The organism is Sphingomonas jaspsi DSM 18422 (genome assembly GCF_000585415.1).
Lineage (GTDB): Bacteria > Pseudomonadota > Alphaproteobacteria > Sphingomonadales > Sphingomonadaceae > Sphingomicrobium > Sphingomicrobium jaspsi.
In genome coordinates, this window is the sequence record NZ_KK073876.1 from 2,010,344 (window position 1) to 2,035,843 (window position 25,500).

The 25,500-nt window shown below is 64.7% G+C and carries 22 protein-coding genes; 10 read left to right on the forward strand and 12 right to left on the reverse strand.

Going from position 1 to position 25,500, the window contains the following annotated elements; genetic code table 11:
- From G570_RS10285 to G570_RS10300, 4 genes are all read right to left on the reverse strand, one after another.
- Positions 1-1,551: a putative bifunctional diguanylate cyclase/phosphodiesterase gene (locus G570_RS10285; RefSeq protein WP_156930422.1), complete on the reverse strand. Its 1,551-nt coding sequence runs from the start codon at positions 1,549-1,551 to the stop codon at positions 1-3.
- Positions 1,552-1,766: 215 nt separating this feature from the next.
- Positions 1,767-2,309 carry a Smr/MutS family protein gene (locus tag G570_RS10290; RefSeq protein WP_051504577.1) on the reverse strand — a complete coding sequence of 181 codons (543 nt, stop codon included), beginning with the start codon at positions 2,307-2,309 and terminating at the stop codon, positions 1,767-1,769.
- Positions 2,290-3,396, reverse strand: coding sequence for a murein transglycosylase A (gene mltA, locus G570_RS10295; RefSeq protein WP_245600289.1), 1,107 nt, complete (start codon positions 3,394-3,396; stop codon positions 2,290-2,292). The genes G570_RS10290 and mltA overlap by 20 nt, the downstream gene beginning before the upstream one ends.
- 92 nt (positions 3,397-3,488) lie before the next feature.
- Positions 3,489-4,151 carry a Tim44/TimA family putative adaptor protein gene (locus tag G570_RS10300; RefSeq protein ID WP_037502006.1) on the reverse strand — a complete coding sequence of 221 codons (663 nt, stop codon included), beginning with the start codon at positions 4,149-4,151 and terminating at the stop codon, positions 3,489-3,491.
- Between the two features lie 193 nt (positions 4,152-4,344).
- On the opposite strand from G570_RS10300, the gene secB reads away from it, so the two are divergent.
- The 4 genes from secB (at position 4,345) to G570_RS10320 (ending at position 8,249) form a co-directional block, all read left to right on the forward strand.
- Entirely contained in the window at positions 4,345-4,869 is a 525-nt protein-coding gene (gene secB, locus G570_RS10305) for a protein-export chaperone SecB (RefSeq protein ID WP_037502009.1), read from the forward strand.
- Between the two features lie 21 nt (positions 4,870-4,890).
- Positions 4,891-6,468 (forward strand): murein biosynthesis integral membrane protein MurJ, encoded by a 1,578-nt coding sequence (murJ, locus tag G570_RS10310; protein WP_245600290.1) that lies wholly within the window; start codon positions 4,891-4,893, stop codon positions 6,466-6,468.
- A gap of 5 nt (positions 6,469-6,473) precedes the next feature.
- On the forward strand, positions 6,474-7,466 hold the full coding sequence (gene trpS / locus G570_RS10315) for a tryptophan--tRNA ligase (protein ID WP_037504089.1): 993 nt from the start codon (positions 6,474-6,476) through the stop codon (positions 7,464-7,466).
- Between the two features lie 102 nt (positions 7,467-7,568).
- Complete coding sequence (locus tag G570_RS10320; protein ID WP_051504281.1) at positions 7,569-8,249, forward strand: DUF4136 domain-containing protein; 681 nt, start codon at positions 7,569-7,571, stop codon at positions 8,247-8,249.
- 60 nt (positions 8,250-8,309) lie between these two features.
- Here G570_RS10320 and G570_RS10325 read toward each other — a convergent pair whose 3' ends face one another.
- Positions 8,310-8,567, reverse strand: coding sequence for a hypothetical protein (locus tag G570_RS10325; RefSeq protein WP_037502013.1), 258 nt, complete (start codon positions 8,565-8,567; stop codon positions 8,310-8,312).
- Positions 8,568-8,626: 59 nt separating this feature from the next.
- Here G570_RS10325 and G570_RS10330 point away from each other — a divergent pair, with 59 nt between their 5' ends.
- Complete coding sequence (locus G570_RS10330) at positions 8,627-9,097, forward strand: GreA/GreB family elongation factor (RefSeq protein WP_037502016.1); 471 nt, start codon at positions 8,627-8,629, stop codon at positions 9,095-9,097.
- A gap of 115 nt (positions 9,098-9,212) precedes the next feature.
- Here G570_RS10330 and dnaA read toward each other — a convergent pair whose 3' ends face one another.
- The 3 genes from dnaA to mutM all read right to left on the reverse strand — a co-directional run bounded on the left by dnaA (position 9,213) and on the right by mutM (position 12,190).
- A complete protein-coding gene (gene dnaA / locus G570_RS10335) occupies positions 9,213-10,610 on the reverse strand; it encodes a chromosomal replication initiator protein DnaA (RefSeq protein WP_051504579.1) in 1,398 nt (465 codons plus the stop codon).
- A 386-nt stretch (positions 10,611-10,996) separates the two neighbouring features.
- A complete protein-coding gene (rpsT, locus tag G570_RS10340; protein WP_037502020.1) occupies positions 10,997-11,260 on the reverse strand; it encodes a 30S ribosomal protein S20 in 264 nt (87 codons plus the stop codon).
- A 111-nt stretch (positions 11,261-11,371) separates the two neighbouring features.
- Positions 11,372-12,190: a bifunctional DNA-formamidopyrimidine glycosylase/DNA-(apurinic or apyrimidinic site) lyase gene (mutM, locus tag G570_RS10345; protein WP_037502023.1), complete on the reverse strand. Its 819-nt coding sequence runs from the start codon at positions 12,188-12,190 to the stop codon at positions 11,372-11,374.
- Positions 12,191-12,241: 51 nt separating this feature from the next.
- Here mutM and G570_RS10350 point away from each other — a divergent pair, with 51 nt between their 5' ends.
- Both G570_RS10350 and ubiB read left to right on the forward strand, forming a co-directional pair.
- Complete coding sequence (locus tag G570_RS10350) at positions 12,242-12,970, forward strand: class I SAM-dependent methyltransferase (protein ID WP_037502026.1); 729 nt, start codon at positions 12,242-12,244, stop codon at positions 12,968-12,970.
- Position 12,971: 1 nt separating this feature from the next.
- Entirely contained in the window at positions 12,972-14,513 is a 1,542-nt protein-coding gene (gene ubiB / locus G570_RS10355) for a 2-polyprenylphenol 6-hydroxylase (protein ID WP_037502029.1), read from the forward strand.
- 28 nt (positions 14,514-14,541) lie between these two features.
- Here the strand turns inward: ubiB and G570_RS13765 are convergent, their stop codons facing one another.
- From G570_RS13765 to G570_RS10365, 3 genes are all read right to left on the reverse strand, one after another.
- On the reverse strand, positions 14,542-15,219 hold the full coding sequence (locus G570_RS13765) for a tetratricopeptide repeat protein (protein ID WP_156930424.1): 678 nt from the start codon (positions 15,217-15,219) through the stop codon (positions 14,542-14,544).
- A 259-nt stretch (positions 15,220-15,478) separates the two neighbouring features.
- A complete protein-coding gene (gene radA, locus G570_RS10360; RefSeq protein WP_037502031.1) occupies positions 15,479-16,843 on the reverse strand; it encodes a DNA repair protein RadA in 1,365 nt (454 codons plus the stop codon).
- 29 nt (positions 16,844-16,872) lie between these two features.
- The gene (locus tag G570_RS10365; RefSeq protein ID WP_037504092.1) at positions 16,873-18,612 is read right to left on the reverse strand and encodes a DUF885 domain-containing protein; all 1,740 of its coding nucleotides are present in this window, start codon (positions 18,610-18,612) and stop codon (positions 16,873-16,875) included.
- A 130-nt stretch (positions 18,613-18,742) separates the two neighbouring features.
- On the opposite strand from G570_RS10365, the gene G570_RS10370 reads away from it, so the two are divergent.
- The 3 genes from G570_RS10370 to G570_RS10380 all read left to right on the forward strand — a co-directional run bounded on the left by G570_RS10370 (position 18,743) and on the right by G570_RS10380 (position 23,691).
- Positions 18,743-20,005, forward strand: coding sequence for an MFS transporter (locus G570_RS10370; protein WP_037502034.1), 1,263 nt, complete (start codon positions 18,743-18,745; stop codon positions 20,003-20,005).
- Between the two features lie 3 nt (positions 20,006-20,008).
- Positions 20,009-20,929 (forward strand): cysteine synthase A, encoded by a 921-nt coding sequence (gene cysK, locus G570_RS10375; RefSeq protein ID WP_037502037.1) that lies wholly within the window; start codon positions 20,009-20,011, stop codon positions 20,927-20,929.
- Between the two features lie 83 nt (positions 20,930-21,012).
- Positions 21,013-23,691 (forward strand): putative bifunctional diguanylate cyclase/phosphodiesterase, encoded by a 2,679-nt coding sequence (locus G570_RS10380; protein WP_051504283.1) that lies wholly within the window; start codon positions 21,013-21,015, stop codon positions 23,689-23,691.
- 3 nt (positions 23,692-23,694) lie between these two features.
- On the opposite strand, the gene G570_RS10385 is transcribed toward G570_RS10380, so the two are convergent.
- On the reverse strand, positions 23,695-25,500 hold the full coding sequence (locus G570_RS10385; protein WP_037502040.1) for an acyl-CoA dehydrogenase C-terminal domain-containing protein: 1,806 nt from the start codon (positions 25,498-25,500) through the stop codon (positions 23,695-23,697).

Below are 25,500 nucleotides of genomic sequence, written 5' to 3' on the forward strand. Positions count from 1 at the left end.
TCAGGCGACGTCGCGGGCGTGCCGGTCGCTGTTGCGGGTCCAGCTGAGATATTCGTCCTCGAACATCGGCTGGGCGAAGACGAAGCCCTGGACGGTGTCGCAGCCCATGGTGCGCAGGATATCGGCCTGGGCAACGGTCTCGACTGCCTCCGCCACCACTTCGGCGCCGATGCCCTTGACCAGCTGCACCACGGCCTGGACGACGACGCGTGCCTTCTCGCTGCTTTCAATGTCGGCGATCAGCGACGGGTCGAGCTTCACGCGGTCGAGTGGCATGCTGCGCAGCCGGGCGATGTTGGAATAGCCGGTACCGAAATCGTCGATCGCCACGCTGACGCCGTCACGGCGCAGGGAAGCAATCTCCTCCAGCACTTCCGGCGAACAATGCATCGCTGCGGTTTCGGTGAATTCGACTTCGACCAGCGACAAGGGAACCCCGGCCTGCTCGAACGTCGTGCGGAGGCGGACGAAAAAGTCGGACCGGTCGAGCTGGCGCGGGCTGACGTTGAAGGCCAGGCGACGCGTCACTCCGTCCCGCTGCCAAACCGACAGCATGGCGGCGACTTCGCTCATCACCCAGTCGCCCAGCTCGGTGATGATGCCGGTCTGTTCGGCGATGGGGATGAAGCTGGACGGCTGCCGCATCCCTTCATTGGGATGGTTCCAGCGCAGCAGCGCTTCGGCCGCGACGATCTCGCCGGTCGTCAGGCTTAATTGCGGTTGCAGCGCCAGCAGGAACTCACCGCGCTGGACGGCTTCGCCCAGCGCCGCTTCGGTGTCGATCTTGCGTTGATGTTCGCTGGCGAGTGCTTCGGAGAACAGGCAATAGCGCCCGCCCCCTGAACTTTTCGCCTGATACATCGCAATGTCGGCTGCGCGCATGAGCGATTCGATCGCCACGCCATGGTCGGGGCAAAGCGCAACGCCGACCGACGCACCGATGTCGATGCTGTGGCCATGAAGCTCGAACGGTTCGGAAATGGCGAGCGCGATCCGGCGCGCGACCCGCTCCGCGTCGGCCTGGGCCGCGACCTCCGGGAAGAAGATGGTGAACTCGTCACCCGCCAGGCGGGCGAGCAACGGGCGCGGACCGCCGCGGTCGTCGATTTCCGCCGTCACCACAACCCGCAGGCGGTTCGCGACCATGACCAGCAGCTGGTCGCCGCGCGCATGGCCCAGGCTATCGTTGACGTTCTTGAAGCGGTCGAGGTCGACGAACAGCATTGCCGCCATCTGACCGTCGCTGCGACCCGCCAGCAGCTTGTCAGCTTCGGCCCGGAAATTCAGCCGGTTGGGCAGCGACGTCACCGGGTCGTACATGCCCAGCGCATGGGCATTTTCAATCGATGCGCGAACCTCGGCGAACAAGGTGTCTACCGCAGTGGCCAGCTTGGGCAACTTTTCGCGAACAACGGCGGGGGTCGGGCTGGTCAGGTCGCCCTGCTCGACCGCCAGCAAACGATCGCCCAGCGCGGAGAGCGCACGCGCGCCCTCGCTGTTGGGTCGTTCGGACGCGATATAGGCGACCAGCAGGCAGAACAGCCCGGCCATGATCGACGCCACGACCTGCTGGTTGAAGGTGGTCAGATAGAGAAACGCCGACAGCGAAAAGATGAACGAGGCCAGGCCCGCGAACCCTGACAGGATCGCGTTGCTGACCTTCTGCGCCGTTTCTGCCGAAAGCTTCGAAATGGTCCTCAGCCCTTCCCCGCCCGATTGCGGCAGGGTCAGGCTTAAACAGGTGAGGTTAAAAAAAGGTGGAGGACTCAGCGGCGGCGGAGGATGATGTAGAGACTGCCCCCGCCTCCGTGGCGACGGTGCGCACCTCGTACCGCCGCGATGCTGTCGGCGTGGCGGCTGTGGGCCAGCCAATCGTTAACGACAGCACGGATTTTGCCTCGCTGGATGGGCGGCTCGCCGCGCCGTTCATGACCGGTTACCAGCAGGATCACGCGGTCGCCTGTCCCGATCGCCTGCTCCAGCATCCGGTCGATCGCGGCCCACGCCCGGTCGAGGCTGTGACCGTGCAGGTCGAGCACGCGGTCGATCTCGACCCGACCGGAACGGATCAAACGGTCCCAGCTGCCGTCGAGCGTCGCGTGCTGGATCGGGCGAACGACCGGCCTGGCCGGCTCCGGCGCTTTCGGCGCGGGAAGTCGGCCCCTGACGAGTTTCGCCGTCGGCATCTTGACCGGCGCCGACGGGGCTATGGGATGATAGTCGGGATCCTTGCGTTCGCGCGACAGCGGGCGGATGGTCGCGGTCACCTTGGACCACAGCGCCTCTTCGTCAGCGTTGAGTCGACGCACCGCTCGCCGCCAGCCGCGCCGCACTGCCTTTCGGCAGCAACAGCAATGCCTTGCCCTTGCTCGACAGCTTTCCGGCAAACGCCTTGGCGGCATCGCCAGCACCCCAATAGGTGTCGAAGCGGTTTGCGCCCTTGATCGCGCCGCCGGTATCCTGCGCCACCCATAGTCGCTGCCCGGCGAACGCGTCGAGCTGGAGGAAGACTGGGGCGCCTAGCGGCACGAAGGCGGGATCGATCGCGACGCTGACCTGCGGCACGACCGGCACGTTGAGTGCGCCGAGCGGACCACTGCCACCGAGTTCGCGGAAGAAAACGTAGCTGGGGTTTTCCCGCATCAGCGATTTTCCGCCGTCAGGCTGCGCCCGCATCCAGGCGATGATGCCGTCCATTGTCGCGCCGCCCTTCGGCAGCAACGCCCGATCGCGCAACAGCCGACCGATGGCGACATAGGGCTGGCCGTTCTGCTCGGCATAGCCGATCCGCATTACCTCGCCGTTGGGCCCGTGCAGTCGACCCGACCCCTGGACTTGCAGGAAGAAGAGGTCGATCGGGTCCGCGACCCAGGCGATGGGCGTTTCAGCGGACAGCGCCCCGTCCTCGATCTCAGCCCGCGTGAAATAGGGCAGGCAGGCGCCATCGGCATCCACGCGACCGCGGCCGCTGGTGCCGTCGGGCCGGGTACAGCGGACCAGGCTGGCGGGCTTGCCGTAGACGGGTACGTCGAAACCCGTTTGCCGCGTCCGGACGCCCGGAATTTCCGATTCGTAATAGCCGGTCGAAAAGGCGGCGCCGTCGCCGACTTGGACCCAATCGAACCGGTCGGCGAAAAAGCGTGCCGCGTCGGCGTCGGCGACACTGGTCGCCTCGGCGCAGACCGCGCGCCAGTCGGAAGGCTGGGTCAGACCGCTCCGATCGACTTTGGACTGCAGCGACGCGCAACTCGACCGGAAGGCGGATAGCGCGGGCGCGGCGGTTGCGACGTCAAACGCGGGGGCTTGGACCAGCGTGACACCGGCCTCGGCGGCCGTCGCAAATGTCGGGGTGGGCGCCGGTTCGGCTGGCGCTGCGACCGGCGGCGTTACGGCCACGGGCTGCTCGACGCTCGGCGGAGTTGTGGGGCGCGTAGCGCAAGCACTCAACAACAGGGCGGCGCCAAGCGCGACCCCGCGAAGGAACGCGCTCACTCTTCTTCGTCGGTCTCGACCAGGATCCAGTTGGGATCGTTGGTCGACAGGTCGCGGCGGAAGGTCCAGCGATCGCGGGTCTGGACCGCGTCGGACAGCGACCCAGCAACCACGTCGCCGTCGGCATTACGGGTCACGGCGGCGATATCCGCCTCGAACCGTACGGTGACCATGGCGACGCGATGCTCAAGCTCGGCGGCGACGATGACGGCCTGCTCGACCGCAACCAGCCGGTTGTCGATGGTCAGGCCCTGCTTCTTCTGTTCATCGATCGCCGCAGCGAACGTCTCGTAGACATGGCCGTCGACGTAGGGACGTAGCGCTGCTGCATCGCCCTTCCAGAAGGATTCGAGGATCAGGCGATAGGCCCCCTTGGCACCTTCGAGGAAGCGCGCCACGTCGAACGACGGATCGGCCGCAAGAATGGCGCGAACGCCGGCACCGGCGAGGGGCAGATAGGCATAGTCGTCGGGATCGGACACCGGACGAACCGCGGCAGGCACCGACTGGGGCGTCGGTTCGACGCGCTTGTCCAAGGCATCGGGCTCGGTCGGCTTCAGGATCGGCTGCTGCTCATGGCCCGTGCGTTCGCCCAGCACGCGGTACAGCTGCAGGCCGATGAAGAGCGCGACGAGCGCAAGGACGATAATGGCAGTCAACGACGATTCCCGTTCGGCTGAGGATGTTTCGACCCTAACATAATGCGCTTAACGCTTGGATTCAAAGGTCGCTCCATCCTGTTTTCGCGCCATTGCGCCGTTTAGGCTGGGCTGCTAGTCGCTCGGGCCGAACGGCGCGACCGGATTCCGGCCCGCGTGACCGCACCCAACGCTTTAATTTCCCGAGGATTTCATGGCCGAACAGGACCCGATTACCCCCGCTCCCGAAAACAATGGCGACGACGCGCCGCAGGCGGCGACCATCGCGCATTATGTGAAGGACCTGTCGGCGGAAAGCCCGTCGGCCCCGACCGTCTTTCAGTGGACGGAACAGGCCGCGATCGACGTCCAGTTCGGCATCAACGGCACCAAGGTCGCCGACGACGTCCACGAAGTCGTGATGAAGATCGACGTCAAGGCGACCTCGGCGCAGGGCACGCACTTCATCGTCGACCTCAGCTACGGCGGCCTGTTCGCCTTCCGCAACATTCCGGAAGAAGCGCTGCCGCCTTTCCTGCTGGCCGAAGCGCCGCGCCTGATGTTCCCGTTTGCGCGCCAGGTTGTCGCCAACGCCATCCAGCACATGGGCTTCCCGCCTCTGCTGCTTGAACCGGTCGACTTCGGTGCCGCCTTCGCGGCGCAGCTTGAAGCCGAACAGACCGCCCAGGCTGCCGACCAGCCGGGCGGCGCGGGCGAACCGCCCGTCGGCAACGCCTAACCGTCCGCCCCGGCTCATCGCATGGCCAAGCAGGGCATGAACCTGGTAAAGGCCACCGGCACGATCGGTGGCCTGACCCTCGTCAGTCGCGTCGCCGGCTTCGGCCGCGAAATGCTGATGAGCCGCGTGATGGGCGCAAGCTGGCAGGCGGACGCCTTTTTCATCGCGTTCCGCCTGCCCAACACCTTCCGCCGCCTGTTCGGCGAAGGCGCATTCAGCGCAGGCTTCGTGCCGCTCTACGCGCAGCGGCTCCAGGGGCCGGAAGGCGAAGAGGGCGCGAAGAAATTTTCCGAAGAGGTGCTGGCGGTATTCGCACCGACGCTGATCCTCTTCACCCTCTTCTTCCAGCTGATCATGCCGCTCTTCGTCGCGGCGATCAGCGGTTATCACGGTGAAAAGCTGGCGCTCGCCACCTTCCTCACCCGGATCACCTTCCCTTACCTGATCCTGATCAGCCTGGTGTCGCTGTTCAGCGGCATCTTGAACAGCCTGTCGCGTTTCACCGCGGCGGCCTTCGCACCGGCATTGCTCAACGTAGCGATGCTCGCGGCGCTGATCCTCGACCGACGCGGCGGCGAAGGCACGGCGACCACGCTGGCGATCGCGGTCACGCTCGGCGGCGTGCTCCAGCTCGGGCTGCTGATCCTTGCCTGCGCGCGTGCCGGTATCGTACTTAAATGGCGGCGTCCCCGCGTCACGCCCGGCGTGCGCCAGTTTGTGAAGGTCGTCATCCCCGCGACGCTTGGCGCGGGCGTCTACCAGATCAGCGCGTTCATCGACACCTTCTTCCTCGCCCGCATCGGCACCGGCGCCCAGAGCTATTTCAACTACGCCGACCGCCTCAACCAGCTTCCGCTCGGCGTGATCGGCGCGGCTGTGGGCACCGCCATCCTGCCGCAGGTCAGCCGCTTCATCGGTGCTGGCGATCCCAAGGAGGCCGCGCATGTCCAGGGCCGCGCGATGGAGCTTGCGATGCTGCTGTGCATCCCTGCCGCGGTCGCGCTGGCGATCACGGCAGGACCGCTTGCCAGTGCGCTGTTCCAGGGCGGGCGCTTCACCGCCGCCGACGCCCAGCTGACCGGCATCACCCTGTCGATCATCGTCATGGGCCTGCCCGCCTATGTGCTGGTAAAGGTGCTGACCCCGGGCTTTTACGCGCGCCAGGACACAGCGACGCCGGTCAAGACTGCGATTGTCACGCTGGTCGCCAACGTCGTCCTCAATTTCGTCCTCATCCACCTCTACGGCATCGCCGGCCTCGCCGCCGCAATGGCGAGCTGCGCCTGGCTCAACTGCCTGCTGCTCTACGTCATCCTGCACCGCCGCGGCCATTTCACGATCGAAGGCTGGCTGGCGACGCGCATCTTCAAGCAACTGCTTGCCGGCGCGGCGATGGGCGCGGTGCTGTGGCTGGTCCAGACCAGCCTGCCCGGCTTCTTCACCGGCAGCGCCGGGCACCGCCTGCTCGGCGTTGCGGCGCTCGTCGGTAGCGGCATGGCGGTTTACTTCCCGATGGTCTGGCTGATCGGCGGGATGGACAAGGAAGACATTAACGCGCTGCTCCGCCGGCGCGGCAAGAAGGGCAGCGATTCAGTATGACGCAGATGCGCGTGGTGTCGGGCATCCAGCCGACCGGCGATCTCCACCTCGGCAATTTGCTCGGCGCGATCCTGCGCTGGGAGAGGATGCAGCATGAGGCGCCCTGCCTGTTCTTCCTCGCCGACCTCCACTCGCTGAGCGATCACATCGATCCGGCCGTTCGTCTCGCCAATCGCCGCGAGATGGCCGCGGCGCTGGTCGCCAGCGGTATCGACACCGACAAGTCGATCCTGTTCGCCCAGTCCGACGTGCCCGCGCATGCCGAACTGTGCTGGATCCTCAACGGGACCGCTCGCATGGGCTGGCTCAATCGCATGACGCAGTGGAAGGACAAGGCGGGCAAGAACCGCGAAGCGGCTTCGGTCGCGCTGTTCGACTATCCGGTGCTGCAGGCGGCCGACATCCTGCTTTATCAGGCGACCCATGTCCCGGTGGGCGAGGATCAGAAGCAGCACATCGAACTCACCCGCGACATCGCGATCAAGTTCAACAATGATTTCGACACCGAGCTGTTCACCGTACCCCAACCCTTCATCGGCGGCGGGACCGCGGCGCGCGTGATGAGCCTTCGCGACGGCACCAGGAAGATGAGCAAGTCCGATCCGTCGGACATGAGCCGCATCAACCTGACCGACAGCGACGATGCGATTGCGCAGAAAATCCGCAAGGCCAAGACCGACCCCGAACCGCTGCCCGACGATCCCGCCCTGCTGGCCGACCGGCCCGAAGCGAAAAACCTCGTCGGCATCATGGCCGCGGTGACGGGGCGCGACGAAGCCGCCTTGCTCGCCGACCATGCCGGCCAGTTCGGACCGTTCAAGGCGGCGCTGGCCGATGCGCTGGTCGCCATGCTCCACCCGCTGCGCGACCGGCTCGACGAACTGCGCAAGGACGAGGCCGCAATCGACGCGATTCTCGAAAAGGGCGCTGCTAAAGCGGCCGATCTCGCCGCGCCGACTCTTGCCGGGGCCTACCGGGCAATCGGCCTTAAACGATAGGACGGGTCGGCCAGCCGACTCATTCGTTTCATCGTCTGTTCAGAACGTCTCGTGCTATACCCTTAACCCGTAAGGGGATTTCCGACTCGGAAAGGGTGTCACATGCGTTTTTCAAAGATCGCCGCTGCTATCATGCTGGGCGTTTCGGCGGTCGGGCTTAGCGCCTGCGCCACCGGCTTCCCGACCAAGGTTTCGCGTTATCAGGCGATGCCGGCGCCGCAGGGCCAGAGCTTCGTCGTCGTCCCGGCCGATGCTCGCAACATGGGCGGGCTCGAATTTTCGCGCTACGCCGACATGGTCGCGGCCGGCATGCAGGCGCAGGGCTATGCCCGCGCTCCGTCGATCGATCAGGCGACGATGGTCGTCCAGGTCGGCTACGGGGTCGACCAGGGTCGTACCGAATATGTCGAGGATCCGTTCTACTACAGCCGCCGCGACCCGTTCTGGACCGGCTATTACGGCCGTCCCTACTATTCGCGCTTCGGCTATCGCTCGCGCCTGTCGCCCTTTTACTACGGTTGGGACGACCCCTTCTGGTACTCGCCGTTCGATCAGTCGATCCGCAGCTACACCAGTTACAAGAGCGAGCTGACGATGAACATCCGTCGCAAGGCGGACAATGCGTCGCTGTTCGAAGGCCGTGCGCAGGCGCGGTCGACCGACGATAACCTTGCTCGGATCGTTCCGAACCTGGTCGAAGCGATGTTCACCGGCTTCCCGGGCCGTTCGGGCGAAACGGTGCGCATCACCGTGCCGCCGGCGCCCAAGCAGGCGAAGAACTAACCGAATCGAGAGCGGGGTTCTCGAAGGCCCGTCGGACCTGATCCGGCGGGCCTTTTCGTTTCAGGCCGGGGTCCGTTCCAGTTCGACCACTTCGAAGCGGTAGCTCGTCCAGCCCCGTTGCCGCGCCGCATCGCCGGTCGCCGCCTTCTTGCCGTTCGCCTCGGCCAGCGACTTGGTATGGCCCCAAAAGACCTCGGTCTTGCCGTTTTCCAGTTCGGCAACGATCCGCCAGTAATGGGTGAAGGCGGTCGCGGTCGGGCCGATCGTCTTCACATAGCCGTCGGGCATCGTCGCGGTGAGCAGATATTTGCGCGCCATGGCTCGCGCTTGGCGCAGAGGGCGTGCTAAAATCAATCCATGTTTCTGGACTGTCCCCAATGAGCGTCGCCTTCCGCCGCGAAAGTGACGACGAACATCTCGAACCCAAGTTCGAACTGCCGCTCCCGCACGGTCCCAACTTGGTCACGCCGCGCGGCCTACGCCTGATCGAAGAGCGCAATGCCGCGCTTGAAGCCGCCTTGGCTGCGACCGACGACGACGAAGTTCGAAAAGCCCTGCTACGCGACGCCCGCTACTGGCGACAGCGGCTGGCGAGTGCCGAGGTGGCACCGCGCCCGGTGGGCGACCGCGTTGCCATCGGCACGCGCGTCACGATCGAATTGAACGGCAATTCACGGACGGTCGAGATTGTCGGCCATGACGAAAGCGATCCTGAAACGGGCCGGATCGCCTTCACCGCTCCGCTCGCCCGCGCGCTGATGGGTGCGGAAGTGGACGATGAAGTGGACTTCGCCGGGTCTGCCGATCCGGTTCTGGTCACCGCCATCGAAGCGGTGGCACGCGACTAGAGAAAAGGCCCGCCCGGATCGCTCCGGACGGGCCTCTCGACCAGTTGGGGACTGGAACCTCCTGAAACCCCGGCCTGCCCCGTCTCGCGATGCCTTGGCGGCATCGCCGGACTGGTCAGCCTTCCAGCTGACGCGTCAACAGGCGGATGTCGGCATCCAGTTCCGAATCCGCGGCACGAAGCCGTTCGATCTGCTTGACCGCATGGATGACGGTGGTGTGGTCCCGGCCGCCGAAACGACGTCCGATGTCGGGCAGCGACTTGGGCGTCAGCTGCTTCGACAGGTACATCGCCACCTGCCTTGGCCGCGCGACTTCGCGGGCGCGGCGCGCCGATGTCATTTCCGCCTTGCGGATGCGGTAATGCTCGGCGACCTGGGTCTGGATCTCGTCGATCGAAATGCGGCGCTGGTTGGCGCGCAGCACATTGGCCAGCACTTCCTCGACGAAGGCAACGTCGATGGCGCGACCGGTCATCATCGCATAGGCGGCGATGCGGTTGAGCGCGCCTTCTAGTTCGCGCACCGAATTAGTGATCCGGCGGGCGAGGAATTCGATCACGGGGCGGGACATGTCGACGCCCGGCAGCGCCGCCAGCTTGGCGCTGATGATGTTGAGGCGCAGCTCATAGTCCGCCGCATTGATGTCGGCGACCAAGCCCCAACTGAGGCGCGACAGGATGCGCGGCGCGATGCCGTCGAGGTCTTGCGGCGCGCGGTCCGACGTAATCACCAGGCGGCGGCCCGCGGTGATGATCTCGTTCATCGTGTGGAAGAATTCTTCCTGCGTCGAATCCTTGCCGGCGATGAACTGGACGTCGTCGATCAGCAGCAGGTCGGCGCTGCGCAGCTTGGCCTTGAAGCCGAAGGTGTCGTTCTCGCGCAGGGCACGAATGAACTCGACCATGAATTTTTCCGCCGACATCGACACGACGCGCGCGGCCGAATTGTGCGCCAGGAAGGTCTGGCCGATGGCGTGCAGCAGGTGGGTTTTGCCGCGCCCCGTGCCGCCGTGGATGAACAGCGGGTTGAACGCGACCTTGTCGGCCGTCGCCAGCGTCTTGGCCGCCGTCGCGGCGACTTCATTCGCTTTGCCGATGATGAAATTGTCGAAGCTGTAGCGCGGATCGAAATTGGGCGCTTCGGGATTGCGAACCTGCGGCGCGGTCGGGACCGGCTCTTCTTCCAGGATCAGCAGCGGCGACGGCTTGGGCCCGTCGGGCGCGGCCATAATCCGGACCGAACGGACGATCGGCAGCACCGTGCGCCACGACAGCGCGATGCGGTCGCCGAAGTGATTCTGGACCCAGTCGGCCATGAACTGGCTGGGCATGACGATGTCGAGTTCACCCGATTCGCCGTCGAAGGCGCCGAGTTCCGCCGGCTTCAGCCAGCCGTCGAACGTGCGAACGCCGCAGTCACGGCGCAAATTGGCGCGGATGGTTTCCCAGGCGGCTTCCAGCGGCGCCGGAATGGCGTGATCCGCAGCATGAGTGCCGGCATCGGAAGCACACAAATTTTCCCGATTGCCCTGCACTGGCGCGCGCCTCCCAAACCTACAAGTTGCCTAGACACGAGAAGTCGTGACCCGCGACACGAGTCGCGCGTTACGGGATACTCTCCGTCTCTAGCCCCCCGGGGCGGAATCGCCGCCGGAAGTGTTTTTTGAAAGCTGGAGGCCGCGGTTTCAAGGCCCGATTTTTCATGAAAGCGAAATAAATAGGATTGACACCGAAAAGTCGCAAAAAGCTGCGCTTTCGGCAGATTTCCGCCAATTTCCGCTAGCGGCAAAAACGACTCACGAACGAATCGCGGGAATCGTTAGACTTTTTTCAGTCGCCAAAATGAAACGGGCCCCCAGTCGCCTGGAGGCCCGTCCCGAAACAGTACGTAAACGCGGTTTTAACCGAGCGAGGCGACCGCCTTGGTCAGGCGCGAGAACTTCCGCGCAACCGTGTTCTTGTGCATCACGCCACGCGCAACGCCGCGAGCCATTTCCGGCTGGGCCTTCTTCAGCGCTTCGGCGGCTTCGTCCTTCTTGCCGGCGGCGATCGCCGATTCGACGGCCTTCACGAAGGTCCGGATGCGGCTGACGCGGGCGCCGTTGATTTCCGCACGACGTTCGTTGCGGCGGATGCGCTTCTTGGCTTGCGGCGTGTTCGCCATCGTTGATCCTTACAAAAACTGGTCTCAATGAAAATGCGGCGCGAAACCCGTGGGGTCGCACCGGCGTGGCGTCCCCCTAGCGAAACGACCGATTCGCGTCAACCGTCGGCGCTATTTCTGGCACTTCTGACAGAAGAAGGTCGATCGCCCGCCCTGGACGATCCGCTTGACCGTGCCGTCGCATCCACGTCGGCACGGCTGCCCCTCGCGATCATAGACGTCGAACTGCTTGGAAAAATAGCCCAGTTCCCCGTCCGGCGCGGCAAAATCGCGAAGCGTCGAGCCACCGGCACGTATGGCGTCTTCGAGCACTGCCGGAATAGCCTCGGCCAGCGCATCGAGCTTCGGCCGGCTGACCCTGCCTCCTGCCTTGCGCGGATCGATCCGTGCCCGGAACAGCGCTTCGCAGACATAGATATTGCCAAGCCCGGCCACCACGCGCTGGTCGAGCAGGAGCAGCTTCACCGCAGCCGACCGCCCCGCCAGCCGGTCCTTGAGCCATTTGCCGTCAATCCACCCGCCCAGCGGCTCCGGTCCCAGCCCCGAAAAGCCGTCCCAGGTTGCCACGTCGGCCGTGGGTACCAGGTCGAGCGAGCCGAACCGCCGCGGGTCGTTCAGGGCGACCACCCGGCCCTCGTCGGTCTCGATCACCAGATGGTCGTGCTTCTCCATCTCGCTCGGATCGACGCGCCATCGCCCCGACATGCCGAGATGAAAGATCAGTGTGTCGCCGCGATCGGTAGCGATCAGCCCATATTTGGCGCGCCGCGACAGGCCGGTCACCTTCGCACCGGTCAGCCGCTGGCCGAGGTCCTGCGGAATCGATCGCCGCAAATCTTCGCGGCGCGGCTCAACGCGGGTCAGCGTGCGTCCTTCCAGCACTTGGGCCAGACCACGGACGGTAGTTTCGACTTCGGGAAGTTCGGGCATGATTGAACCGCATATGGCGCGGCTCGTTCTTCCCCGCTAGAGGCAGGGCCCATGGACAAGGTGAACTTCGGCGACCAGCTCGTCACGCCAGAGGAAAAGACCCGCCGCGTCGGCGGCGTCTTCAGCTCGGTGGCGCGCAACTACGATATCATGAACGACCTCATGTCGGGCGGCATGCACCGGCTGTGGAAGGACCGCTTCGTCGCCAAGGTGAAGCCGCGGCCCGGTGAGAAGATCCTCGACATGGCCGGCGGTACCGGCGACATCGCCTTCCGCATGGCCGCCAAGGGCGCGCACGTCACCGTCAGCGACATCAACCCCGACATGCTGGAAGTCGGCATGGATCGCGCAAAGAAGCGCGGGATCGACGGCCTCATCTGGCAGGTCGAAAATGCCGAGACGCTTACCTTCGCGGACGCCAGCTTCGACGCCTACACCATCGCCTTCGGCATCCGGAACGTCACCGACATTCCCGCTGCGCTGAAGGAAGCGCACCGCGTGCTGAAGCGCGGCGGCCGCTTTTACGTCCTGGAATTCTCGACCAGCGAATGGCCCGGCTTCGGCGAGCTTTACGACCGCTATTCGGAACATCTGATCCCCAAGATCGGCAAGGTCGTGGCCAAGGACGAGGACAGTTACCGCTACCTCGTCGAATCGATCCGCCGCTTCCCGCGCATGGAAGCGTTCCGGCAGATGATCGCCGACGCCGGCTTCAAATCGACCAGCGTCGAGCCCATCCTCGGCGGCCTCGTCGCCATCCATGGCGGGTGGAAGATCTGATTTGACCGCCACCGCCACCCATCTATTCCGCCTGCTGAAGTGGGGCCGGACGCTGGCGCGCCACGGTGCGCTGCAGGGGATCGAGCGCGATCCCATGACCCCGGCCAACGTCCGCCGCCTGTGCCGCATCGCCCGCTTTGGCCTCACCATGCCGGCGAACCCCAACTATGCGGCGGCGCTACACGACATCGGCCCGGCCGCGATCAAGCTCGGCCAGGCCTTGGCGACCCGCCCCGACCTCGTCGGCGAAGCGGCAGCGGCCAACCTCCTGCAGCTGCAGGATTCGCTTCCCCCCACCCCCTTCCCCGCCGTTCGCGTCCAGATCGAAAAGGCGCTCGAAGCGCCGATCGAAGCGCTGTTCAGCAAATTCGACGAAGAACCGGTGGGCTCGGCCTCCATCGCGCAGGTCTATCGCGCCACCACCACCGAAGGCCGCGAGGTCGCGGTCAAGGTGCTGCGCCCGGGGATCGAGGAAGAATTCGACAAGGCGCTGGAAACCTATGAATGGGCCGCCGCCCATGTCGAGCTCTTGGGCGGCGAGGCCGAGCGACTGCGCCCGCGCATGGTCATCGCCTATTTCAAGCAATGGGTCCGCCGCGAACTGGACTTTACGCGCGAAGCTGCATCGGCGTCGGAATTGCGCGACAATATGATCGCCGAGCCCAATTTCTACGTGCCCGAAATCGACTGGAGCCGCACCGCGCGCCGCGTCCTGACGCTCGAATGGCTCGACGGCATCAAGCTCACTAAGCGCGACGAACTCATCGCCGCCGGCCACGACCTGCAACAGCTCGCGTCCACCCTCGTTCGCGCCTTCCTTCGCCAGGCGGTGGTCGACGGCTATTTCCACGCCGACCTTCACCAGGGCAATCTCTTCGCACTGCCCGACGGGCGGCTGGCGGCGGTCGATTTCGGCATCATGGGCCGCATCAACCGCCAGGCGCGGCTGTGGCTCGCGGAAATCCTCTACGGCCTCATCACCGGCAATTACCGCCGCGTCGCCGAAATCCATTTCGAGGCGCAATACGTCCCCTCGCACCACAACGTCGACGAATTCGCGACCGCGCTGCGCGCGGTGGGCGAGCCGATACGCGGCCTGCCGGTCAAGCAGATCAGCGTCGGCCGCATGCTCGAAGGCCTGTTCGCCATCACCCGCGATTTCGACATGCAGACCCAGCCGCACCTGCTGCTGCTGCAAAAAACGATGGTGATGGAAGAAGGCGTCGCCACCGCACTCGATCCTGACCTCAACATGTGGGAAGCGGCCGAACCGTTCCTGAAGGACTGGCTGCGCACCGAACTGGGGCCGGAAGCCTATTACGCCGACAAGATCATCGATGTCGTCCGCGCGCTCAAGAAACTGCCGCACCTCATCGACAAGATCGACGCCCAATACCCCGAACCCGGCGCCGCCCCCCCGCCGCCCCCGCTGGCGGAGGTCGAAGTGCTGCAGCCCAAGCGCGGATTGGGAACGGCGGTGACCGTGCTGCTATCCGCCGCGGTCGGCGCGGCGGCGACATTGATGGCGGTGAACTGGTTCTAGCCTATCGTCCGCTATCGAACCATTGCGGTCATGAGCCGGCGGGCGAGATCAGGCGAAAAAGCGAACGCAATAACGAAGGTCGAGCGAGACGCTTAATCCGCCGTCCAAATTCGTCTGTGGTGTTACGCACAATTCCGACGCCTTTATGGTAGCGGAATGGGCTTTCCGTTTGCGCCGCCGCCCGGAGAGCGCGTTCGGCAAACTCTCGCGCATCGGCTTGATGCCCTAGCTCGCTCGCAATCAACGCGTTGATGCCGTTCCAGTGGTATCGATCAAGCGGAAACTGGTGGTCCAATGGTTGGAAGCGATTTGCAAGAACGTCGAGCGCGTAATCGTATTCACCTGACAGGCGCTTCTCAGCCACCAACTTGGGATAGTTGGTTCGTGCTGGCGAGATAAGCCCAGGATGGGACTCTTCCCAACTCAACGCTCGCTTATAGGACGCAATCGCTTCGTCGATTTTGCCGAGGCAACAATATGCTCGCGCTTGAGTGCAAAACGCCATTGGAACATCGAACTCGTCGCCAGTCTCGAAATACTCTCCAATGAGTGCGAGGGCGGCGTGAGGGTGGCTGTCGGTTATGTAATCGGCTTGGATGCGCAAATACTGGGGGCGTGAACTCCGCGACCTAGACAGCTTTTCACGAAACGCGGCTTCCGTAGCGGCGCTCCATCCTTTGTTACGATACCATTCATCCCGGCCCACGAAGCTGGCTTACCAACGGGTCTGGCATTGTCCAGAGAGACTATCCGCTAGTTACCTCTTTCCACCCGTAGCGGACATTCCACTTTTGGCTGTCCTACAGCATCCTGGCTATGCGACCATCGTTGTTCGGCTTTTTGACCTCGTAGAATTCGATTCCGCGCGACGGACATAGGGCTGTCTCGGGCCGATTTCTTAAATTCACGGATATCGCCCAAAACGGCGTATTGCGTGAGCCGATAGTGAAGTTAAGCGCGCGAAATCACCGCCCCAAAATCTGCTCGACCAGTTCCTTCAGCTTGCCGAAGCCTGCCAGCGCTATGCTGCCGGGACCGTCGGTCCCTGCCGGAACCCAGCCCTTGCCGAAGCCGAGCTTCGCCGCTTCCTTAAGCCGCAGCGCGGCATGGCCGACAGGGCGCACTTCGCCGCTCAGCGCGATTTCGCCCATCACCACGGCGTCCTGCGGCACCGGCTGTTCGCTCAAGGCTGAAATCAGCGCCGCCGCAACCGCAAGATCAGCGGCGGGGTCGTTCAGCCGATACCCACCCGCAATGTTGAGATAGACCTCGCAGGTCGCGAAGCTGAGGCCGCAGCGCGCTTCCAGCACCGCCAGCACCATCGCCAGCCGCCCGCTGTCCCAGCCCACCGCCGCCCGCCGCGGCGTCGCGCCGCTCGCCAGCCGCACCACTAGCGCCTGGATTTCGACCAAGACCGGTCTCGTCCCCTCCAGCGCAGGGAACACGCTGGTGCCGCTGACCGCCTCGCCGCGCTGGGTCAGGAACAGCGCCGACGGGTTGGGCACTTCCTTCAGGCCAGCCCCTTCCATCGCGAACACGCCGATCTCGTCGGTCCCGCCGAAGCGGTTCTTGGCGGCGCGCAGAATGCGATACTGGTGGCTGCGCTCGCCTTCGAAGCCCAGCACCGTGTCGACCATATGTTCGAGCACGCGCGGGCCGGCGATGTTGCCGTCCTTGGTGACATGGCCGACCAGCACCAGCGCGGTGCCGCGTTCCTTGGCAAAGCGCACCAGTTCCTGCGCTGAGGCCCGCACCTGGCTCACCGTTCCCGGCGCGCCTTCGATGAGGTCGCTGTGCATCGTCTGGATGCTATCGATGATCAGCAGGTCGGGCGCATCGCCGCCCACCGTGGTCAAAATATCCCGCACGCTGGTCGCCGCCGCCAGCCGCACCGATGCCCCGCCCAGCCCCAGACGGATCGCGCGCAGTCGCACCTGGTCCGCCGCCTCCTCGCCCGAGACATAGACCACCTGTCGGCCCAGATTGGCGACATTGGCCGCGACCTGCAGCAGCAGCGTCGACTTGCCGATGCCGGGGTCGCCACCCAGCAGCGTCGCGCTGCCGGGAACGATCCCGCCGCCCACCGCCCGGTCGAACTCGGCGATGCCGGTCTGCATCCGCTCGGGCAGCGCAACGGCGGCGTTGAGCCCGACCAGCTCGATCGCCCGGCCGCCGCCCTGCAAATTATGCTTCGCGGCAAACGGCGTCGCATTGGCCGCCGCCTCCTGCACCAGCGTGTTCCATTCCGCGCAGTCGGGGCACTGCCCCTGCCAGCGGTGGGTCTCCGACCCGCAGGCCTGACAAACATAACGCGTCTTGAGCTTCGCCATGGCCCTTGCGTATCAGAACAAAGAGAGAACTAAAAGACCGCTTCGGCCTTTCCGCCCATCATCTGTTGCCGCACCAGCGGGATCGGCGGGCCGCCGTAGCTCAGGAACTGGTCGTGGAACTGTTTCCACGCCTTCTGGCCACCCTTGTCGGCGGTCCAGTCGTCGCGCAGCTTGCGGATCATCAGCTTGCCCATGGTGTAGTTGAGGTAGCCCGGATCATAGGTGCCGCGGGCCGCCTGCTGCTTGGCATTGCCTTCGTCCTGGTAGCATTGGTCGCGGAACATCTCGAAGCTCTGCTGCTGCGTCATGCTGCCGGTGTGCATGCCGATCGACGACAGGAAGCGGCAATCGCGGAGCAGTGCGTTGCTCAATTGCCCGATCATCGTTTCATCGGTGCCGCCGCCGACCCCGGCCACGCGCATCATCTCTTCGGTGTAATGCGCCCAGCCCTCGGCGAAGGCATAGCCGACGAACACCCGCCCGAAGAAGCTCTTCGACCGGTTGGCATGAAGGAAGTTGAGGAAGTGGCCCGGCCATACCTCATGGATCGAGGTGAACAGCAGGTCGGCCTGTCCGGGGACGAAGCCGTCCTGCATCTCCTTCGACCAGCTGGGGTCGGGCGGCGCGATGTAATAGACCGACGGCAGGTTCTTCTCATACGGCCCGGGGATGTTGATGTAGGCGAAGTTCTGCCGGTTGTAGGGCGGCGCTTCCTCGACCTTGGCTTCTTCGGGTCCCGGAATGGTGACGAGGTCCTTGTCGACCAGGAACTGCTTCAGGCCCGCCAGCTGTTCGCGCGCCCCGGCGACCGCGCCGCCCTTGGGCTTGTTGGCATTCATCTTGGCCATGCAGTCCGGGATCGACGCGCCCGGCGCGTAGCGACCGCAGGCCTGGGTCAGCAGGTCCTGGTTGGACTTGAGATCCGCTTCGCCGATCTTCTGAAGTTCTTCGACCCGCGTCGTCACCATTTCAGTGTCGGCCAGCATCCGCTGATACTTCGCCTTGCCCAGCGCGAAGTCGGGCTTGGCGGCAGCGCGCTGGCCTTCGACCCACGCAACAGTATCCTGCATGGCTTTGACCGCACCGTCCGACGCCGCCTTCAGCGCCGCCTGGTCTTCGGGCGTTCCGACGCCCTTCCACGCGGCCATGCCATCCCCGGGGAAATATTCGGCGAAACCGCCGAACGCGCTCTTGGCATAATCGACGAAGCTCACCGCCATCGGCGCCTTGATGTTGGCGCGCATCTGCTCCGCCGCGCGGGGGATGTTCTGCAGGAACTTGATGTAGGCCTTCAGCCGCGTTTCCGGCGGCGCGTAGGGCACGGTGACATAAACCGACGGGTCGAAAGCGCCGAGGTAGCTGGCGGGGTTGTGGTGGAACTGGTCGGCGCCTTCCGGGTCGATCCAGAACAACTGACCTTTCGCGACGGCGATCAGATAGTCGCGTTCAAGCTGCTGGTCCTTGTCGAGGGTCGACGCATCGAACGCCTGCGCGTCGGCGATCACTTTCTTCAACCGCGCGACTTCGCCGTCGAGCGCGGCCTGGCTGAGGTCGGCGATCTGTCCGTCATATTCGTGCCGCCCCTGCGAAACGGCAAAACCCGGATTGGCCTTGAAGCTGGCTTCGATGAACTGGTCGACGAAGCCCTTCCACGATGTCGATGCCGCGCCGGCGACGGCGGTGACGCCATTTTCGTCCGCGCTGCCCACCTTGCAACCCGCTGTTGCCAGCGCCAGTGCCGCTACGCCGATCGTCAAAGCTGCGCGCATCGCCATTCCTTCCATCTGTCCATTGCCGGAGTCGGACGCGAAGCTATCCACGGGAATGGGCCTGTCTGCAATCCGCCCCGTGCGGATGGGTGCGTTGCGCATCGCAACCCAGCGGGCTAGTCGACTCGCGATGAGCCTGCTTCCCGAACCGCTGCGCCTTCCCGCCTTCCGGGCTTTCTGGGTAGCACGGCTGACCGCGACAATCGCGCAGATGGCGATGGTGATCGTCATCGGCTGGCAGGTTTACGACATCGCCCGCGAAACCATGGACATGAAGGCGGCCGCCCTGCGGCTGGGCCTGATCGGGGTGGTCCAGTTCGTGCCGCTGTTTGCGCTCAGCCTTGTCGCGGGATGGACGGCGGATCATGTCGACCGGCGGTGGGTTGGTCGTGCCGCGGTGGCGCTGGAACTGGTCTGCGCAGCGACCCTGGCGATCGCAGCCTGGACCGACCGGACGAGCCTGCCGATCCTCTACGCAGTCGCGGCGCTGCTCGGCGTCGCCCGGGCCTTTGCCGGCCCGTCGCTGGGTGCGCTCGCTCCGAACCTCGTCCCGCAGAAGATATTGCCGAATGCGATCGCCCTGTCCTCGATCGCCTGGCAAAGCGGCACGATCGTCGGGCCGGCGGTTGGCGGCTATCTCTACGCTTGGAGCCCGGCCGCCCCCTACGAGGCAAGTGCGATCCTGTTCGGCGTATCGCTGCTGTGCCTTTTTCTCATCGGGCCGGTACCACGCCCCGAACAGAAGCGGAGCGGCGGTCCCTGGTCGCAGATCGGCGAAGGATTGCGATACGTGCGCCAGAACCGCCTGGTGCTGGGCGCGATCAGCCTCGACCTGTTCGCCGTGTTGCTGGGGGGTGCGACGGCGATGCTGCCGATCTTCGCGCGCGATATCCTGCACGCCGGCCCGGAAGGCCTCGGTCACCTGCGAGCCGCGCCGGCCGTGGGCGCGACTCTGACCGCGCTGTGGTTCGCGTTCAAGCCGCTGAAGTCGAACGTCGGGGTGAAGATGCTGACCGCGGTCGGCGTCTTCGGTGTGGCGACGGTGGTGTTCGGCTTTTCACGTTGGATGCCGCTCAGTCTGCTGTGCCTGGCGCTGCTCGGCGCGGCCGACATGCTGAGCGTCTATGTCCGTCAGTCGCTGATCCAGATTTACACGCCCGACGCCATGCGCGGTCGGGTCGGCGCGGTGTCGACCCTGTTCATTTCCGCGTCCAACGAACTGGGGGAAGCCGAAAGCGGCTTCCTTGCGGCACTGGTCGGGCCGGTGGTGGCCGTCGTCGGCGGTGGGATCGGCGCGGTCGCGGTGGTATTGATCTGGGCGCGGATCTTCCCAGAACTGCGCAACGCGCGCACTTTCGACCCGCCGGTCGATAATCGCCAGAAGGAGGCCTGACCCATGAAAGCCGCCAATATCCTCGAAACGATCGGCGGCACGCCGCACATCCGCATCAACCGGCTGTTCGGTAACGCCGAGGTCTGGATCAAGTCGGAGCGGGCGAACCCGGGCGGATCGATCAAGGACCGTATCGCCCTGTCGATGGTCGAGGACGCCGAGCGATCGGGCAAGCTGAAGCCGGGCGGGGTCATCATCGAGCCGACGAGTGGCAACACGGGTATCGGCCTCGCCATGGTCGCGGCGGTCAAGGGCTATCGCCTGATCCTGGTCATGCCCGACAGCATGTCGATCGAGCGGCGCCGCCTGATGCTTGCCTATGGCGCCGAGTTCGATCTCACCCCGCGCGAAAAGGGGATGAAGGGCGCGATTGCGAGGGCCGAGGAGATCGCGGCAGGAACCGAAGGGTCGTGGATTCCGCAGCAGTTCGAAAATCCGGCCAATATCGAAGCCCACGTCCAGACGACGGCAGAAGAGATATTGGCCGACTTTCGCGACAGTCCGATCGACGCAGTGATTACCGGGGTCGGAACGGGCGGCCACATCACCGGCACAGCCAAGGTGCTGAAACGGGCCTGGCCGAAGCTCAAGGTCTTTGCCGTCGAACCGACGCTGTCCCCGGTCATTTCGGGCGGCGACCCCGCGCCACACCCGATCCAGGGGATCGGCGCAGGCTTCATTCCCGTTAACCTCGACACTTCACTCCTCGATGGGGTGATACAGGTCGACCCGGAGGATGCGCGCGAAATGGCACGACGCGCGGCCCGGGAAGAAGGCATGTTGGTCGGCATTTCTTCGGGCGCGACCCTGAGCGCGATCGCGCAGAAGTTGCCGGAACTGGACGAGAATTCGCGGATTCTGGGATTCAATTACGACACTGGCGAGCGCTATCTCTCGGTGCCCGGATTCCTTCCCGAAGAATAGGGTCAACGCGCCACTAACTGCGTCCGTTTGACCATCCGTTAACTCCTGCCGCGATATTGGGTACCGCGAGGGGATCTTTACGGATGCGCAAGGCTCGGTTTGCGATCAGCGGCGATGATGAAATCAACGACAGGGCATCGCTTTCCGAGGCCCTGACGTTCGACGTCCGCGCACCGGAAACGATCGATGACGAGCAGCTGGCGCTGCACCGTGTGGCAATGTTCGATCTCGCGCCGGCCCTGCTGTTCGCCACCCATCTGGTTTGGGGAACTGCGTGCCTTCTCCAGCATCCCGACTGCCTTAAGGAAAGCCTGAGCAGCAACCCGATCCTGCCGGTAGGATTGGCGCTGGTTGCCGATGCACTGATGTTTGCTGTGCTACGCGTTCGCGGCCGATTCAGCATCGCTCCTCACCTGCTCAGCCGCCTGCTGATGGGATACATCGCCATCGGCGGCGCACTGTGGATGGACTATGGTCTGATCCTTGCGCGCAACGACATGATCGGCGTGTCGTTCATTGCGCTGGCCTTTGGCGCCGGACTGGCTGCTGCCACCATCGTTTCGATTTCCTCGCCGCCCATCGCGATCGTCAATGCGCTCGTCGCCATGGCCGGCGCGCTAGCGGTTTCGCGCGCGCCGCAGGCGTTGTTCGGGATCGGCTTTCTCGGCCTCATCAATATCGCCTACAGCATCGCCAGCGCGCGAACGGTCATCGCCAACGCCCGCAAGCGGCTGCGACTGGAAGCGCAGGCGCGCAAGGCGCTGCATTTCGTCGACGAGTTCGAAAATTCTGGGCGCGGATGGTTCTGGGAAACCAACAGCGCAGGCACGCTTTCCTACGTCTCCCGCCAGCTAGCGGACGATTTCAAGGTCGAGCCAGAAGAACTGCTCGGTCGACAATTCACCGACCTGCTGTCCGTCGACACCAGCGGCGACAATATGCGCGAGGAGCGGACGCTGGGTTTCCACCTGTCAGCCCGCTTCCCGTTCAGCGACGTTATCGTACGCGCCGCCAGTGACGAGGACATCCACTGGACCCTGTCGGGCAACCCGGTGTTCGACGAGCAGGGTCGCTTCCTTGGTTTCCGCGGCATCGGCACCGACCTTACCGAACAGCGCCGCAGTGAGCAGGAAATCACCCGCCTCGCGCGGTTCGACAGCCTGACCGGCCTGCCCAACCGCGCGCTGATGCGCCAGACGCTGGATGAGGCGCTGCGCAACGCTGCCAACCGCCGCAAGGGCTGTTCGCTGTTCCTGATCGACCTCGACCGGTTCAAGAACGTCAACGACACGCTCGGCCATCCGGTCGGCGACGCGCTGTTGCGCCAGGTTGCCGACCGCCTGAAATCGGTGATGGGCGAGCATGGGCAGGTCGGCCGCCTGGGCGGTGATGAGTTCAAGGCCGTCCTGCCCGGGACGGTCGAGACCGGTTTGCTTGAATCGTTGGCACGGACGCTGATCGAGCAGGTTAGTCGCCCATACATGATCGAAGGGCATCGTGTGACGATAGGCGCGTCGGTCGGTATCGCCATCGGCGATCCGGGCCGTTCCTGCGCCGATAGCCTCGTCCGCAACGCCGACCTCGCGCTTTATGCCGCCAAGGCCGCGGGCCGGGGCAAGCACATGTTCTACCAGTCGTCGATGCATACCGAGGCGACTGACCGCCAGGTGCTCGAGAACGACCTTCGCCAAGCACTCGACCGAAACGAATTGTGGGTCGCCTATCAGCCCATCGTCCGGACGGCGGGCGAGGAAATTGCCGGTTTCGAAGCGCTGCTGCGTTGGAACCACCCGGTCCGCGGCCCGATTTCGCCCGAAAAATTCATTCCGCTCGCCGAGGAATGCGGCATGATCGGCAAGATCGGGCAGTTCGTCCTCGAAACCGCGATCGCCGAAGCGGCGCGTTGGCCCGAACCCCTGCGGGTCGCGGTAAATCTCTCGCCCATTCAATTCAACGATCCCAGCATCTGCGATCGCGTGGCCAGCGCGTTGACCGCCTACGGCTTGCAGCCCGCCCAGCTGGAGTTGGAGATCACGGAAAGCGTTTTCCTGGCCGACAATGACGCCACTGACGCCACGTTCAGCAAGCTCAAGGCGCTTGGTGTGCGCCTTGCGCTCGACGATTTCGGTACCGGCTATTCCTCGCTCGGCTATCTCCGCAAGGCGCCATTCGACAAGATCAAGATCGACCAGGGCTTCGTCCGCGGCGCGGCGTCGACGACCAAACGCAACAGCGCAATCATCCGCGCGATCGTCACGCTGGCCGAATCGCTGGGAATGGATACCACGGCCGAGGGTGTCGAAACCCATGACGACCTCGAGCTCATCCGTGAGCTCGGCGTCAGCCAGGTCCAAGGCTACATTTTCGGCAAGCCCGTGCCAGCCGAACAAGCCCGAGAGCTGGCGAACCGGGTCACCATGGAAGCCGACGGATTTTCTGCCCAGCGCGAGCCGCGCCATCGCCTGATGCGGCGCGCCATTGCCGCGGTAAACGGCCAGCCGACCGAGATTCGCCTGCGCAACATTTCCGCCATGGGCGCGCTCGTCGAGTGCCCCCATGTCGTCGCTCCGGGCACGATGATGACGATCGACATCGTCGGCGTCGGCCCGGTCATCGGCACGGTGCGCTGGGCGCAGTCAGGCAAGTTCGGCGTTCAGTTCACCGAACATTTCGACCTTGCGAGACTGGCACCCAAGAAAGAGCGGACCACCAGCCCAATGCTGTCGCCCTGGCACGTCGGCCAGCAGCGCAGCGCGAGCTAAGGCTTACGCGACCTCGAACGCTTCGACCGGCAGCGCCATGATGCTGTCGGCGCCGGCTTCCACCTTGCGGCGCAGCGCCGAGGCAGCGACCAGTTCGCGGTCGGCGAAGAAGCGCGCCGTGGCGATCTTGGTTTCGTGATAGGACTTGTCCTCGCCCGCCTCGTCCTTGAGGCGGCTTGAGACGCTGGCCATCTTGAGCCACATCCAGCCTAGCGACACCAAGCCCATCAGCTGCATGTAAGCGTAGGAACCGGCCCCGGCGTTGTTCGGATCGGCGAGGCCGTTCTGCGCCAGCCACATGGTCGCGGCCTGCAGGTGGCCAACCGCCTTTTCCAGCGGCTCGACGATACCGGCGGGGTCACCGGCGGCCTTGGCCTCGGCAATGTCGTTGGCGACCAGCTCGAAGAAGGCGCGGACCGACCGGCCACCGTTCGCACCAAGCTTGCGACCGACGAGGTCGAGCGCCTGGACACCATTGGTGCCTTCGTAGATCTGGGCGATGCGGGCGTCGCGGACGAACTGGTCCATGCCCCATTCGGCGATATAACCGTGGCCGCCATAGACCTGCTGCATGTTGACGGCGACCTCGAAGCCGCGATCGGTGAGATAGCCCTTGATGACCGGGGTCAGCAGGCTGATGAGGTCGTCGGCGGCCTGGCGTTCGGCCTCGTCCGGCGACTTGCGCGACAGGTCGACCTGCAGCGCGCCCCAGAGGATCAGCGCACGGGCGGCCTCGTTGAACGCCTTGGCCTCCATCAGCATGCGGCGGACGTCGGGGTGGACGAACAGGCTGTCGGCCTTGGCGTCCGGATCGCGGTTTTCGGGCTTGAGCGCCCGACCCTGCCTGCGGTCCTTGGCGTAAACGACCGCGTTCTGATAGGCGACCTCGCCCTGCGCCAAGCCCTGCAGGCCAACGCCGAGGCGCGCCGCGTTCATCATGATGAACATCGCCGCGAGTCCCTTTTCGGCCTCGCCCACCAGCCAGCCCTTGGCGCCATCATAGTTGAGGACGCAGGTCGCGTTGCCATGAATGCCCATCTTATGCTCGATCGAGCCGCAGCTGACCGCATTGCGGTCGCCCAGCGAGCCATCGTCGTTGACGAGGAACTTGGGCACCACGAACAGCGAGATGCCCTTCACATTGTCCGGCGCACCCTCGATCTTGGCGAGGACGAGGTGGATGATGTTTTCGGCCAGGTCGTGCTCGCCGGCCGAGATGAAGATCTTGGTGCCGGTGATCGAATAGCTACCGTCTCCATTGGGGACGGCCTTGGTCTTGAGCAGGCCAAGGTCGGTGCCGCAATGCGGTTCGGTAAGGTTCATGGTCCCGGTCCACTGACCCGAAATCATGTTGGGGACGTACTTCTGCTTCTGTTCGTCCGACCCCTTGACCAGCAGCGACGCCACCGCGCCCTGGGTCAGGCCGTTGTACATTTCGAAGGCGTGGTTGGATGAGCCCATATATTCGGCCACCGCGGTCGCGATCGCGCTCGGCAGGCCCTGCCCGCCATATTCGACCGGCGCGTGGAGCGTGGTCCAGCCGCCGGCGACGAACTGGTCCCAGGCCTCCTTGAAGCCCGGCGGCGTGGTCACCGACCCGTCGGGATGGCGGGTGCAGCCCTTCTGGTCGCCGACCTGGTTGAGCGGCGCGAGCACCTCTTCACAGAAGCGGCCGCCTTCGGTCAGGATGGCTTCGACGAGGTCGGGGGTGGCATCGCCGAACCCTGGCAGGTTCGAATAATTCTGGATGCCGACGATGTGGTTCAGGACATATTGCGTGTCGCGGACGGGGGCCTTGTAGGTCGGCAT